Consider the following 12296-nt stretch of genomic DNA (forward strand, 5'->3'; position numbering starts at 1 on the left):
CCGAGATCTCGTCGAACGGGTTCATCGACATCTTCACATTGGCAAGCTCGACACCCGAACCATCCGGCTTCACACGGATCTTCACGTTGTAGTCGACAACCCGTTTGACGGGCACGAGAATCTTCATGGGGGTCCTTCCTTCAAGAAAACTGGCTTCAGCGAGCTTTTAAGGAAAATGCGCGCTCACACGCCGCTTCGATTGTCGAATGGCGACATGGATACGCGTTTTTCCCCCAAATACAACGCTTGCATGACGCAGGCAGGGGATTGCTTCGGCAATATATGGACGTTTACGTGCACGTCAATATATCTGTCAACGCCGGTCACGGCCCCAGGGAAGACGCTCGATCCGCCCGTCCGTGCCGGCCGCAACGGCCGTACCGATGCCGGTTTCGTTCCTCACGGCGCGCGGCGTGACGATTTCCCGATCGAAGAGCGGTACGCCGCGACGACGCAGCGCCAGGATTAAAACAGCGCCAGCAAGAATGCCGCCGACATGGGCGCCCCAGGAGACGTCGGCATCGGGCGCAAACGCCAGCATGAAGAACTGCTGGCCGATCCACAAAAGCAGCGGCACGAAGGCCGGCAGGGGCAAGGGCACACGGAAGAACACCAGCACCCAGACCCTGACGCGCGGATGGAGCATGACATAAGCGGCAACCACCCCGGAGATCGCACCCGAGGCGCCGACCAGCGGCGCTTCCGGCGTCGTCGTCAGCAAGCCGTGGCAAAGCGCGCCGGCGGCCGAGCAGAGGAGGTAGAAGACCAGGAAGCGCATATGCCCCATCGCATCCTCGACATTGTCGCCGAAGACCCAGAGGAAGACCATGTTGGAGGCCAGATGCCAGAAGCCCGAATGCACGAAGGCATAGGTGAGATAGGTCAACGGCTCCGGCACGATGTCCAATCCCTCAGCCAACTGCGCCTGCCCGAAGGCGATCGCCGGGATGTAGCCGAGGCCGACCGTCGTTGCCTGGGCAGCCTGTTCGCTCTCGAGGCTGGTAAAGAGCCAAACTGCAACATTCAGCGCCATCAAGGCCAGCGTCACCCACTGGACCTTGATATGTTTCAGCGTATTGGCGTCGTGAAGTGGTATGAACATCAAGGCCCCCCGGCAATCTGATCGCGGCAAACCTATCTGTTTTTTCCCGGAACCCAAAGCACATCCGCACGACCTTGGTCATTTGCATGGCGGGCCGCGACGAAAAGGAAATCCGAAAGCCGGTTGATATATTTCATCGCGGCCCCGCCGACGATTTCGCCTTCCATGCGCGCCAGCGTCACCATCAGCCGCTCGGCCCGCCGCGCAATCGTGCGGGCCAGATGCAGATACGCGGCGGCCGGGCTGCCGCCCGGCAGGATGAATGACGTCAGCGGACGGAGGTGGGCGTTTAGTCGATCGATATCGCGCTCGATACGCTCGACCTGCGTCTCGACGATCCGCAGCGGCTCGCAGGCCGGCGGTTCGCCAGTGTCGGGCGTGGCGAGATCGGCGCCGAGGTCGAAGAGATCGTTCTGGATCGACATCAGCATCGTGTCGAGGTCGACCAAGTCTGTCGTGTAAAGCCGCGCCAGGCCGATCGCGGAATTGGCCTCGTCGATCGTGCCATAGGCTTCGACGCGCAGATCGTCCTTCCGGCGGCGCGGGCCGGAAGCCAGGCCTGTCGTGCCGTCGTCGCCGGTCTTCGTGTAGATCTTGTTGAGTTTCACCATGCTGCACCGCCCGTTGGCGGGAGGGCGGTCGCGCTCACTGGTTTTGCCTCATCAAGTCGGTTCAGGCCGGTGCCGACATCGTTGATTGCGCTGGCGGACAGCGTCCCTGACACGGGTGTATACGCCGTGAGTGGTTTCTTCAACCCACCCCACCCTCCGTCATGCTCGGGCTTGACCCAAGCATCCACACCGCATCCATCAGCAGCTACGGGGATGGATCCTCGGGTCAAGCCCGAGGATGACGGAGGGTGGGGTTGGGCTTCTGCGCCCAAGTCCTTGGGCGCGGGAGTACGTCGGATTTTGTTATTCACCGCGCGGACGCGCGGTGGCTGGATTGCTGTGACGAGCACAGGAATGAGGGAGTTCGAGGAGGCGAAAGTACCCATATTTACTCCTCTATCGTTAGGTCAGTCCTCAGGTCGGGCGGCCGCCGCCGGTGATCCAGAGCGTCAGCATGATCAGGATGACGGCGACTGCCTGCAGCAGGACGCGAAGCTGCATCAGTTTGTTTGAAAGATTGGCGTCGCCGCCCTTCATCATGTTGAAGAGGCCGCGGATCAGCACGAGCGCGACGACGCCCATGACGATGACCGCAAGGATATAGGTGATTGTGGACATGGCATTCAGCTTTCTCAGTCAGTCCGTCCAGCGCATCAGGCGGTAGAAGAGGTCCGCCGGAAGCAGCCGCTTCAGGAACATGCCCTGTTTAGCCGGAATCGTTACGGGATAATGTGGCCTTGGATTTTTCGAGTTCAATGCGTGTTTCAATACCGAATAGACCGCCTCGGGGCCAAGTTTATGACGATTGACCGGCCCCGAACCGTCGAGTCTCGCCAATTGCCTGATATAATCGGCCGCGTGCGGCGAGTTCTCGACATCGATGTTTTCCTTGATCTTTGCGAGCGCATTGGCGGTAAAACGCGTGGCGATCGGCCCGGGCTCGATCAGGCTCACATGGATGCCGCTGCCGTGCAGCTCCATGCGCAAGGTGATGCTGAGGCCCTCGAGCGCGAATTTGGAGGCGGTGTAGGCGCCGCGATAGCGATAGGGGACGACGCCGAGAATGGACGAACATTGGACGATCCGGCCCTGCCCATGTTTGCGCATCGTGGGGATGACCTGCCGCGTCAGTTCGTGCCAGCCGAAGAAATTCGCTTCGAACTGGGCGCGCAGCGCTGCCGTCGAAAGATCCTCGACGGCGCCTGGCTGGCCATAGGCGCCGTTGTTGAAGAGCGCGTCGATACGGCCGCCGCTGCGTTTCAAGACGGTATCGACCAGCTCGGAGATCGTCTCGATCCTGGCATAGTCCATCAAGAAGGCTTCAATGCCGTCGGCTTCCAGACCCGGCAGATCATCCGTTTTGCGCACCGTCGCAAAGACGTGCCAGCCATCGGCTTTCAGCGCCCGGGCGCAATGCGCGCCGATGCCGGAGGAGCAGCCGGTGACGACGATTGTGCGCTCTCCCGCCATGGAATGATTCCTGTACAAAATGGGCCTCGTTTCCCATATTCGGCCAGAGGATACAATGTGGAAAGCCGGAGACGGAATGCGGAAGGTGCTGCGCACGATCTACGACGTGGTCTATGACGCGATCTGTCACATGGTCGAGGACGACGGATTTGCGATGGCAAGCCACGTCGCGCTGTCGAGCCTGCTTGCGGTTTTCCCGTTCCTGATCTTCGGTACCGCGCTTGCGAGCTTCCTCGGCGCCGATCAGTTTTCCTCCACCGCCATCCATCTGATCTTCGACACCTGGCCAGAAGCGATCGCCAAGCCGCTGGCCGACCAGGTGCTGCAGGTCCTGACCATTCAGCGCGGCGGGCTGCTGACGATCTCGGTGCTGGCGGCCGCCTATTTCGCATCGAACGGCGTGGAAGCGCTGCGCATCTCGCTCAATCGTGCCTACCGGGTGCAGGAAACCCGGGCGTGGTATTTCACCCGCCTGGCCAGCCTTGGCTACGTGCTGATCGCGGTGATCATCTTCGCCGCGATCAGCATTCTGCTGGTGGCGGTGCCGTTGGCGCTCGATTACGCCAGGAATTGGTTTCCGCTGTTTGCCGATACGCTCGGCATCGTCTTCAGCTGGCGCATTTACGGCACGCTTGTCGTGCTGACCGTCGGCCTGCTGGTCATGCATCTCTGGCTGCCGGCCGGCAAGCGGCGGGTTTTCGACGTTATTCCGGGGGTCTTGCTGACGCTGCTTCTCTGGCTCGCCGGCGCGCTGATCTTTGCCTATTATCTGGCGACCTTCGCCAATTATACCGCAACTTATGCCGGTCTCGCCTCGGTGATGATCGTGCTGATCTTTCTCTACATGGTCGGCGCCATCTTCATTATCGGCGCCGAGATCAATGCGGCGCTGATCAAGTTCCGCGTCTTCCGGATGTTCTCGCATACGCTTTCCGTCGTCGGTCGAGAGCGTGTCGAACGGCGCTCAAAGCCTGACAAGGCGGCGAATGTCGGCCCCTGACATGCCCCGGGCACGTAATTCGGCAAGCCCGCTGTCACCTTCGCTTTTCGAAAGCTTGCGGCCATCGGCGTCAAGAATGAGACGATGATGGTGATAGAGGGGCTGTGGCAGGCCGAGCAGCACCTGCAGCAGCCGGTGCACTGACGTGGCGTGGAAAAGGTCGAGCCCACGCACGACATGGGTGACGCCCTGCAGGGCATCATCGACGACTACCGACAGATGGTAGCTCGAAGGAGCATCCGAGCGGGACAGGATGACATCTCCCCAGACGCCAGGTTCGGCGGCGATCTCGCCTGTCCTGCCGTCGCCGGTTTCCGTCCAGAACAGCAGTTCGCCGATCAGGTCGAGCGCCTTGCGCATGTCGAGCCGCCAGGCATGTTTTTTCCCGGAGGAAAGGATCTCCCGCCATTCGGTTTCCGGCCGCTCGCGATCAATCGGCGGATAATGCGGCGTGCCATCGGGATCACGCGGCCAGGATTGGCCCGTTGCCTCATAGGCGGCGACACGCGCCTTCACTTCGCCGCGCGTCAGGAAGGCCGGATAGACCAGGCTACCTTCGATCAGCGCATGCAGCGCCGCCTGGTACTCCGGAAAATGCTCCGACTGGCGCCGCACCGGACTTTCCCAGTCGATTCCAAGCCAGTCGAGGTCCCGGAGGATGCCGGCCTCGAATTCAGGGGTGCAGCGGGCCTGGTCGATATCCTCAATGCGCAGCAGCAGGCGGCCATGCAAGGCTTCGGCCATGTCGCGGTTCAAAAAGGCCGAAAGTGCATGGCCGAGATGCAGCGATCCGTTAGGGCTCGGCGCAAAACGAAAGACAGGTTTTTGACGCTCGCTCGTGGTCATGCTTTCTTCTGCCACGGATTTTGGTTTTGAACCACTGGGAGGACGCGGTGCAGATCATTCGCAACGACGATGACGTCAGCCTGGGGCTCGAAGCGCTGCTTCGCCTCGATCCGCGCCTTGCACCGATCGCCGCGGATGTGGGCCCCCTTCCGCTGCGGCTGCGCGAAGCCGGTTTTGCCGGCCTTGCCCATATCATCGTATCGCAAATGGTCTCGCGCGCCAGCGCCGAGGCGATCTGGCGGCGCATGCTCCCGGCGGATGGCCCGCTGACGGCGGAAGCTTACCTGCTGCTTCACCCCGACGCATGGCGGGAATTCGGCCTGTCGCGCGCCAAGGCCGAAACGCTGACGCGGATCGCTGAAGCGGTTGCCTCCGGCCGCCTCGATCTTTCCGGGCTCTGCCTGAAGCCGCCGGGCGAAGCGCTTGGCGAACTGACGGGGCTGAAGGGCGTCGGTCCGTGGACGGCGGAGGTCTATCTGATGTTCTGCGGCGGCCATGCCGATGTCTTTCCGGCCGGCGATGTCGCGCTGCAGAATGCCGTCGGCGCCGCGTTCGGACTTGCAGCGCGGCCGCAAGCGAAGGCGCTTGCCAAGCTTTCGCAGGTCTGGTCGCCGTGGCGCTCGGTGGCAGCCCGGCTTTTCTGGGCCTATTACGCCACGAAGATGCGACGTGACATGGTGCCGGTCGGCTGATCGGCCACACTCTTTAAATTGCCTTTATCCTCTGAATTTATTGGACTTCACAATCCTGTAACAACCGGCCTAATATACAGGTGCAGATGCCGAATCGATCAGGAGAGTCCCTTGACGATTGCAGTCTCCCCGCAGGCCCTGCCGGCGCTCGTTCTGAACGCTGACTACCGGCCGCTGAGTTATTACCCCTTGTCGCTTTGGTCCTGGCAGGACGCGATCAAGGCGGTATTTCTCGACCGTGTGAATATCATCGCAGAGTATGAACACTCGGTTTCCTCGCCGAGCTTTTCGATGCGGCTTCCGAGTGTCGTGTGCCTGAAGACTTACGTTCAGCCATCCCGCAATCCTGCTTTCACCCGGTTCAACGTCTTCCTGCGCGATCGGTTCGAGTGCCAGTATTGCGGCTCTCATGACGACCTGACCTTCGACCACGTCATCCCGCGCGCCCATGGCGGCGAGACGACCTGGGAGAATGTCGTGGCGGCCTGCTCGCCCTGCAATCTGCGCAAGGGCAGCAAGCTGCCGAAGCAGGCAGGCATGTTCCCGGCGCAGAAGCCCTATCAGCCGACGGTGCAGGACCTGCACAACAACGGTCGGCTGTTCCCGCCGAATTACCTGCATGACAGCTGGCTCGACTATCTCTACTGGGATACCGAACTGCAGCCCTGACCGCGCCCGTTTACAGCGCGTCGCATCGATTGGGGTCCCCAGGCCGCGGTTCGGCTCTTTGCTTTCATGTCGTTATCAGCGGCGCGTCGCGCATGGGCGCGGCGACATGCGTCAAGCGGCTTTGCGAACGCCGGTGAAGGCGAGGGCCGCAAGCAGGATCCCGGCAATCACGTTCCAGCCGGCAAAAGACAGGCCGAACACCCTGAGCGCCGCATCGGTGCAGGATGGACCCTTGATCGTATTGAGTTCGCTGAGCAGATCGCCGGCATTGGTGGTCATGCTGCTTGCTGTGGTCGAGCAGGTGGCAGGGCCTGGCCAGAAGTGCCATTCGACGCCGGCGTGATAGACGCCCATGCCTGCGGTGACCAGCATCAGCATACCGGCTGCAAGAATCATTGCGCGGGAAATCCAGTTCGGCAGACCCGCGAGCTCGCAGATCGCAGCGAGAATGGCGATCGGAATTGCGTAGTAATAGGGCTGGCGCTGCAGCAGGCACAGTGCGCAGGGAATATAGCCGCCGATATACTGGAAGCCGAGGGCGGCGCCGACCGCCGTCGCCATGCCGATAGCGAGCAATATGGAATAGATGAAGCCGGGACGGGCGAGCGGCGAGGCGGTGGCAGTCATGGCGGAGCTCCGCGAAAGTTTGGTCTAGTGAGCGAAAGAGCGGTAGCCGAAATATAGCACAATTGCCGCAGCGGCACCGATGCCCACGAGCTGGCCGAGGCGCTTCTCGATGAAGTCACGGATCGGCTCGCCGTAGCGGCGCAGCAGCCAGGCGAGGAAGAGGAAACGCGCGCCGCGGGCAATAATCGCCGAAACGATGAAAAGGCCCAGATTGACGTGAATGACGCCGGACAGGATGGTGACGATCTTGATCGGCGGCAGATGCGCAAGACCTGACGTGACGAGCAGCAGCAGGATCCACTCGTAGGTGACATAGGCCTTCATCTGCTCGAAGGCATCAAGTTTGCCGTAGAATTCGAGAACTGGCCGCGCCACCGTCTCATAGGCGTAAAAGCCGAGCGCCCAGCCGGCGATGCCGCCGAGCACGGAGGCGACGGTCGCAACCAGCGCGTAGCGATAGGAGCGTTCCGGTTTGGCGAGCGCCATCGGCAGGAAAAGCACATCGGCGGGGACGAGAAAGACGGAGCTTTCGACGAAGGCGATGACGGCGAGCCAGACTTCGGCCGATTTGCGCGCGGCCAGAGACATGGTCCAGTCGTAAAGTCTGCGGAGCATTCCGTTCCCTTCCTGTTGCGGTGCAAAAGAGCTTTAGGGGCCGTGCGCGGCCCTGTAAATGCTTGGCCGTGTCCTTCGTGCCACCCGCCGCCTAAAAATTTCGTGATGCGGGCATCGATGCCTCTCCCAAGATTTCATGGGATGGCGAATCGGCCATTGTGAGGCAGGCTGGTTTGAGGGCGATGTGCAGGGTGGCATGAGGATGTTCAAAGTGATCGAAGGCGGCCGCGCTCAGGCCGTGCAGATGGATGACGGGCTCGGAGCGGGACAGGGACCGAGCAGAGACGATGTGCTTGGGGAAGCGGCCCGAAGGCTGAACGAAAGCGGTTATCATCTGTCCCGCGTTCGGGAATTCGCGACCGGCGTGCCGATGCTGGCGTCTCTGAAATACCTGTCGCTGCAGATCGATTTCGCAGCCGAAACGCTGTCGCGGCTCGATCCGATCCCGGAGGATTTCCGTTCCGACGGCTATTGGCCGGCAGGCTGACAGCATCGCACAACGCAACGGGTTTGCAGATAGGTCTGTTTGGCGCCTGAACTCCGGTGTCCACGGGTCAGGACAGATCCATCGACTTTTCCCATTGCTGGCGCAGCACGTTCATTTCCGTGCGCTTCTGGGCCATTTCGCTGACGATCGCCCGCAGGTTGGGATGGTGCGACATGAACATGTTGAAGTCGCGCCGCTCGAGAACTTCGAACTGGCAAAAGTCGACGGCGATGACATCGGCCGTGCGCCGTCCGCCGCTCAACAGCGCCATCTCGCCGAAGAAGGCGCCCGGTTCGAGGCGGATCGCGCCGCTGGCGAGCCGCACTTCGACGGCGCCCGAGGAGATGAAATACATGCTGTCGCCGCGATCGCCGCGGCGAATGACGCGTTCTCCAGGCGGGGCGGCCTTTGCCTTGAAGAGCAGTAGAAGCTCCTCCTGCGCGTCCTCGCCGACCTGGGAGAACAGAGGGAAAGTTTCGATCAGCTGCTGCATCTTCAGCTGGTGCTGGCGTTCGCGCTCCTCGCCGAGCGCCCTGATCTTTTCGAGTTCCTTGCCGAGCGTCTTCTGCTTCTTTCTGCCGTAGCTTTCGAAGAGGAGGGGCCATTTCGCATGCATATATTTCTTCAGGCCGTCGCTCGCGAAGATCACGATCGGGTTGAGTGTGATCGAGAGGATTGCGGCGGCAAGGATCAGATCCTGGCCCTCATGCGGCAGAAGCCCGAGCGAGACGCCGAGGCCGGCGAGGATGAAGGAAAATTCGCCGATCTGAGCAAGTCCGCCGGCCAAGGTCAGGCCCATACTGATCGGATAGCGCAGCAGCATGACGATCGCGAAGGTGATGATGGCCTTGCCGAGAATGACGAGCGCCAGCGCCCCGATTACCGCCAGCGGCTCGCGCACCAGGACCGAGGGGTCGAAGAGCATGCCGACAGAGACGAAGAACAGCACGGAGAAGGCGTTCTGCAACGGCAGCGAATCGGCGGCGGCTCTGTGGCTGAGCTGGGATTCGCTCATGATGACGCCGGCGAAGAAGGCGCCGAGCGCAAAGGAGACACCGAAGATCGCCGCTGAGCCGAAGGCAATGCCGAGCGCGATTGCCAGCACCGTCAGCGTGAAGAGTTCGCGCGAGCCGGTGCGGGCGATCATCGTCAGCAGCCAGGGCACGATCCGGGGGCCGAGGAAGATCGCCATGGCGGTGAAGGCCGCCACCTTCAACAGGGTCAGCCCGATCGTCAGCGCCAGCGGCAGTTCGCCGAGGCCGTGATTGGTCGTATCGACCGCGTGGCCGCCGAGAAGCTCCGCCAGCGCCGGCAGCAGCACCAAGGCCAGCACCATCGCCAGATCCTCGACGATTAGCCAGCCGACGGCGACGCGGCCGCTTGCCGCGTTGACGAGATTGCGCTCCTCCAGCGCTTTCAGAAGAACTACGGTACTCGCAACCGACAGGCTGAGGCCGAAGACCAGGCCAGCGCCGAGGCTCCAGCCCCAGAGTTTGCAGAGACCAATACCCAGAAGGGTGGCGACGATGATGCGCCCGATCGCGCCGGGCACGGCGAGCCCGCGCACGGCGAGCAGGTCGGAGGCGGAAAAATGCAGGCCGACGCCGAACATGAGGAGGATGACACCCATCTCGGCAAGCTGGCCGGCAAGCGCGGTGTCGGCGACGAAGCCGGGCGTAAACGGTCCCATCAGGATGCCGGCCATCAGATAGCCGACGAGCGGCGGCAGCCGGAGCCGGTCGGCGCCATAACCGAGGACCGCCGCGAAAACAAAACTGACGGCGACCGTCGCGATGAGTCCTACTTCCTGATGCACGTCCGCCCTCGCCGATGGTAACGGCCGCCACCTTGGACGAAGCGCAAGCAAAGTTAAATAGTTGATTTGCGTTTTAGGGGCCTCGTTCGCGACACCGGCCAGTCGGAAATAGATGTCGTCGGCAAAGGCCCGCCACGCTTGGCGCGCCGCCGAGTTGGAACCGGTTTTAGCTTGCGTCTTTGGCCTTCATCACGAGAAGGGGAAACGAGATGCGGAAGATCATCCTGAACTGTTACTATGGCGGCGCTGTTACTGATGAAAATCTCAGAGAAGGGCGAGGCCCGGTTCCTGCGTGAGCAGGGGTTCTCACCTTTCGTGGCGGTGCTGTCGCAATGTAGTGGTGGAAAACCTCCGTCGATGTTATGAGCACGCCTTCGGTCGAAGCGCATTCCCAGCGCAAGGACCCGCACAGGATTTTCAGTATGATTGAGCTTACCCCGTCCCAGATCGCAGGACTCAAACTCGCCAAGGATGGAGACCTTTATCCTCAGCCGGCCAATAAATGGACGCATCAGAACGCGACCGTAACCTACGCAAAATCCGATCGGTGGAAAGAGCGGCCTCAGAAGGTGAAATCGGTCACGGCAAAAACGCTGGGTGAACTGAAAGAGCCGGGTTTCCTCGTGCGACGGCATCTGGACGACGACGCATCAAAGGACGTCTACGGCATCACCATGGCCGGCAAAATGTGGCTGTTGAAGAACAAATAGTTTCGGTTGGATGCGAATTGTTCCGTCGGGATCGAGGCGCTGCGCGTTGAAACCAGGCAGCCTTCGTTCCTGACGGAACTCCGGCTCGTCGAGCCCAAGCTCACCGAGCGGAGGCTGGTGCCCCATGCCGGGGTCGAACCAGCACTTCTTTCGAAACTCGATTTTGAGTCGAGCGCGTCTACCAATTCCGCCAATGGGGCAACGGATACCGACGAGGCGGGTGTCTAACATGTGTGCGCCTGCGCATGCAAGACGGACGAACGAAGTTATCACCGCAATCCGGTGGAGAGACTCGGGCCTTGTTTCGAAACCGGGGTCCTCTCTTAGATCAGTGGGCTGCGGCAGGGGCGGCACTCGGCAGGCCCGACTTCTTCAGCGTGATTGCCAGGATCGAGGCCAGCAGGCAGAAGGCGCCGGCGACGAAGAAGGCGGGCAGATAGCTCGACAGTTCCGTGCGCGAGAGGCCGGCGCCATAGGCGGCGGTTGCGGCGCCCAGCTGATGGCCGGCAAACACCCAGCCGAAGACGAGGCCGGCCTTTTCACGGCCGAAGCGGTCGGCGGCGATCTTGACGGTCGGCGGCACGGTGGCGATCCAGTCGAGGCCATAGAAGATGGCAAAGATCGAAAGGCCGTAGAAGCTGAAATCGCTGAAGGGCAGATAGAGCAGCGAGAGGCCACGCAGGCCGTAGTACCAGAACAGCAGCCAGCGATTGTCGAACCGGTCAGACAGCCAGCCGGAGCCGATGGTGCCGAAGAAATCGAAGATGCCCATGACGGCAAGCACGCTGGCGGCGGCCACCGGCACGATGCCGAAATCGCCGCAGAGGGTGACGAAATGGGTTTGGATCAGGCCATTAGTGCTGAGACCGCAGATGAAGAAGGTGACAAAGAGGATCCAGAAGGTCGAGGTCGTCGAAATCTCGCGCAGCGTGGCAATCGGCGTCATCAGGGCAGCACCGAGGGTCGGCCTGGCCGGTGCCGGCGTCACATGCGTCTCGCCGAGAGAGGGCAAATTGACGTCAGCCGGCCGGTCGCGCATGAAGGCGAGAACGGCAAGGGCGGCGACCATGATCATGGCGCAGACGAAAAACACCGTCGAGCGCCAGCCGTAACGCTCTGTCAGCTCCGCCATTAGCGGCAGAAAAACGAGCTGGCCGGTGGCCGAACTCGCCGAAAGCATGCCGACGACAAGGCCGCGATGCCTGGTGAACCAGCGCGTCGACACCGTCGCGGCGAGCACCATGGCCGTCAATCCGGTGCCGAAGCCGACGACGATGCCCCAGAGCAGCAGGAGCTGCCACAACGTCGTCATGAACAGCGAGCCGACGAAGCCCATGCCGATCAGCGCCAGTGCAAAGACGATGACCTTGCGTACACCGAAATAGTTCATGAAGGCGGCGGCAAACGGCCCCATGACGCCGAAAAGGATCAGGCGGATCGCCAGTGCGGAGGAAATCTGCGAGGTTTCCCAGCCGAATTCGTCCTGCAGCGGCTTGATCAGCACGCCGGGGGCACCCATGGCGCCCGCCGTCACCAGCATGGTGAGGAAGGTGGCGGCAACGACGACCCAACCGTAATGAATGTTGCGCCGGGCAAGGGTGGAGGCAAGGACGGTGGAAACCATAGGCAAGATTCCGTTCGAATTCAATTT

At 61.6% G+C, this 12296-nt stretch carries 14 protein-coding genes, 1 tRNA gene and 1 pseudogene; 5 read left to right on the top strand and 11 right to left on the bottom strand.

Translation table 11 applies throughout. The features are described from left to right. The 5 genes and pseudogenes from A7X77_RS33260 to A7X77_RS29800 all read right to left on the bottom strand — a co-directional run. Nucleotides 1-127 (bottom strand): annotated as a pseudogene (locus A7X77_RS33260) (electron transfer flavoprotein subunit beta/FixA family protein); the annotation flags it as partial. A 186-nt stretch (nt 128-313) separates the two neighbouring features. Next, the gene (locus A7X77_RS29785; protein ID WP_064686419.1) at nt 314-1102 is read right to left on the bottom strand and encodes a rhomboid family intramembrane serine protease; all 789 of its coding nucleotides are present in this window, start codon (nt 1100-1102) and stop codon (nt 314-316) included. A gap of 32 nt (nt 1103-1134) precedes the next feature. Then, nucleotides 1135-1713: a cob(I)yrinic acid a,c-diamide adenosyltransferase gene (locus A7X77_RS29790; protein WP_064686420.1), complete on the bottom strand. Its 579-nt coding sequence runs from the start codon at nt 1711-1713 to the stop codon at nt 1135-1137. A gap of 414 nt (nt 1714-2127) precedes the next feature. Beyond that, a complete protein-coding gene (locus tag A7X77_RS29795) occupies nt 2128-2331 on the bottom strand; it encodes a twin transmembrane helix small protein (RefSeq protein WP_064686421.1) in 204 nt (67 codons plus the stop codon). A gap of 18 nt (nt 2332-2349) precedes the next feature. After that, nucleotides 2350-3183, bottom strand: a complete 834-nt coding sequence (locus A7X77_RS29800; RefSeq protein ID WP_064686422.1) for an SDR family oxidoreductase — start codon at nt 3181-3183, stop codon at nt 2350-2352. A gap of 76 nt (nt 3184-3259) precedes the next feature. Here A7X77_RS29800 and A7X77_RS29805 point away from each other — a divergent pair, with 76 nt between their 5' ends. Next, nucleotides 3260-4183 carry a YihY/virulence factor BrkB family protein gene (locus A7X77_RS29805; protein ID WP_064686423.1) on the top strand — a complete coding sequence of 308 codons (924 nt, stop codon included), beginning with the start codon at nt 3260-3262 and terminating at the stop codon, nt 4181-4183. Here the strand turns inward: A7X77_RS29805 and gluQRS are convergent. Next, nucleotides 4148-5029 (bottom strand): tRNA glutamyl-Q(34) synthetase GluQRS, encoded by an 882-nt coding sequence (gene gluQRS / locus A7X77_RS29810; RefSeq protein WP_064686424.1) that lies wholly within the window; start codon nt 5027-5029, stop codon nt 4148-4150. The genes A7X77_RS29805 and gluQRS overlap by 36 nt on opposite strands. 47 nt (nt 5030-5076) lie before the next feature. Between gluQRS and A7X77_RS29815 the strand changes: the two genes are divergently transcribed. Both A7X77_RS29815 and A7X77_RS29820 read left to right on the top strand, forming a co-directional pair. Beyond that, nucleotides 5077-5721 (top strand): DNA-3-methyladenine glycosylase family protein, encoded by a 645-nt coding sequence (locus A7X77_RS29815; RefSeq protein WP_064686425.1) that lies wholly within the window; start codon nt 5077-5079, stop codon nt 5719-5721. 111 nt (nt 5722-5832) lie between these two features. Next, the gene (locus A7X77_RS29820) at nt 5833-6390 is read left to right on the top strand and encodes an HNH endonuclease (protein ID WP_010031546.1); all 558 of its coding nucleotides are present in this window, start codon (nt 5833-5835) and stop codon (nt 6388-6390) included. A gap of 111 nt (nt 6391-6501) precedes the next feature. Here the strand turns inward: A7X77_RS29820 and A7X77_RS29825 are convergent, their stop codons facing one another. Both A7X77_RS29825 and A7X77_RS29830 read right to left on the bottom strand, forming a co-directional pair. Further along, nucleotides 6502-7017 (bottom strand): disulfide bond formation protein B, encoded by a 516-nt coding sequence (locus tag A7X77_RS29825; RefSeq protein WP_064686426.1) that lies wholly within the window; start codon nt 7015-7017, stop codon nt 6502-6504. A 24-nt stretch (nt 7018-7041) separates the two neighbouring features. Further along, nucleotides 7042-7632 carry a YqaA family protein gene (locus tag A7X77_RS29830; RefSeq protein ID WP_064686427.1) on the bottom strand — a complete coding sequence of 197 codons (591 nt, stop codon included), beginning with the start codon at nt 7630-7632 and terminating at the stop codon, nt 7042-7044. A 196-nt stretch (nt 7633-7828) separates the two neighbouring features. Between A7X77_RS29830 and A7X77_RS29835 the strand changes: the two genes are divergently transcribed. After that, nucleotides 7829-8119 carry a hypothetical protein gene (locus A7X77_RS29835; protein ID WP_064686428.1) on the top strand — a complete coding sequence of 97 codons (291 nt, stop codon included), beginning with the start codon at nt 7829-7831 and terminating at the stop codon, nt 8117-8119. Between the two features lie 67 nt (nt 8120-8186). Here A7X77_RS29835 and A7X77_RS29840 read toward each other — a convergent pair whose 3' ends face one another. Then, entirely contained in the window at nt 8187-9935 is a 1749-nt protein-coding gene (locus A7X77_RS29840; protein ID WP_064686429.1) for a cation:proton antiporter, read from the bottom strand. A gap of 422 nt (nt 9936-10357) precedes the next feature. Between A7X77_RS29840 and A7X77_RS29845 the strand changes: the two genes are divergently transcribed. Next, nucleotides 10358-10645 (top strand): hypothetical protein, encoded by a 288-nt coding sequence (locus A7X77_RS29845; RefSeq protein ID WP_064686451.1) that lies wholly within the window; start codon nt 10358-10360, stop codon nt 10643-10645. Nucleotides 10646-10760: 115 nt separating this feature from the next. On the opposite strand, the gene A7X77_RS29850 is transcribed toward A7X77_RS29845, so the two are convergent. Together A7X77_RS29850 and A7X77_RS29855 are read right to left on the bottom strand one after the other, a co-directional pair. Continuing rightward, nucleotides 10761-10845, bottom strand: a tRNA-Leu gene (locus tag A7X77_RS29850). A gap of 128 nt (nt 10846-10973) precedes the next feature. Continuing rightward, nucleotides 10974-12269 (bottom strand): MFS transporter, encoded by a 1296-nt coding sequence (locus A7X77_RS29855; RefSeq protein ID WP_064686430.1) that lies wholly within the window; start codon nt 12267-12269, stop codon nt 10974-10976. Nucleotides 12270-12296 lie beyond the last annotated feature (27 nt).

It is taken from the genome of Rhizobium bangladeshense (genome assembly GCF_001662075.1).
Lineage (GTDB): Bacteria > Pseudomonadota > Alphaproteobacteria > Rhizobiales > Rhizobiaceae > Rhizobium > Rhizobium bangladeshense_B.

Coding starts and splice junctions, on each gene's coding strand:
- A7X77_RS29785 (WP_064686419.1), bottom strand. CDS start 1,102: ATGTTCATACCACTTCACGACGCCAATACGCTGAAACATATCAAGGTC.
- A7X77_RS29790 (WP_064686420.1), bottom strand. CDS start 1,713: ATGGTGAAACTCAACAAGATCTACACGAAGACCGGCGACGACGGCACG.
- A7X77_RS29795 (WP_064686421.1), bottom strand. CDS start 2,331: ATGTCCACAATCACCTATATCCTTGCGGTCATCGTCATGGGCGTCGTC.
- A7X77_RS29800 (WP_064686422.1), bottom strand. CDS start 3,183: ATGGCGGGAGAGCGCACAATCGTCGTCACCGGCTGCTCCTCCGGCATC.
- A7X77_RS29805 (WP_064686423.1), top strand. CDS start 3,260: ATGCGGAAGGTGCTGCGCACGATCTACGACGTGGTCTATGACGCGATC.
- gluQRS (WP_064686424.1), bottom strand. CDS start 5,029: ATGACCACGAGCGAGCGTCAAAAACCTGTCTTTCGTTTTGCGCCGAGC.
- A7X77_RS29825 (WP_064686426.1), bottom strand. CDS start 7,017: ATGACTGCCACCGCCTCGCCGCTCGCCCGTCCCGGCTTCATCTATTCC.
- A7X77_RS29830 (WP_064686427.1), bottom strand. CDS start 7,632: ATGCTCCGCAGACTTTACGACTGGACCATGTCTCTGGCCGCGCGCAAA.
- A7X77_RS29835 (WP_064686428.1), top strand. CDS start 7,829: ATGAGGATGTTCAAAGTGATCGAAGGCGGCCGCGCTCAGGCCGTGCAG.
- A7X77_RS29845 (WP_064686451.1), top strand. CDS start 10,358: ATGATTGAGCTTACCCCGTCCCAGATCGCAGGACTCAAACTCGCCAAG.
- A7X77_RS29855 (WP_064686430.1), bottom strand. CDS start 12,269: ATGGTTTCCACCGTCCTTGCCTCCACCCTTGCCCGGCGCAACATTCAT.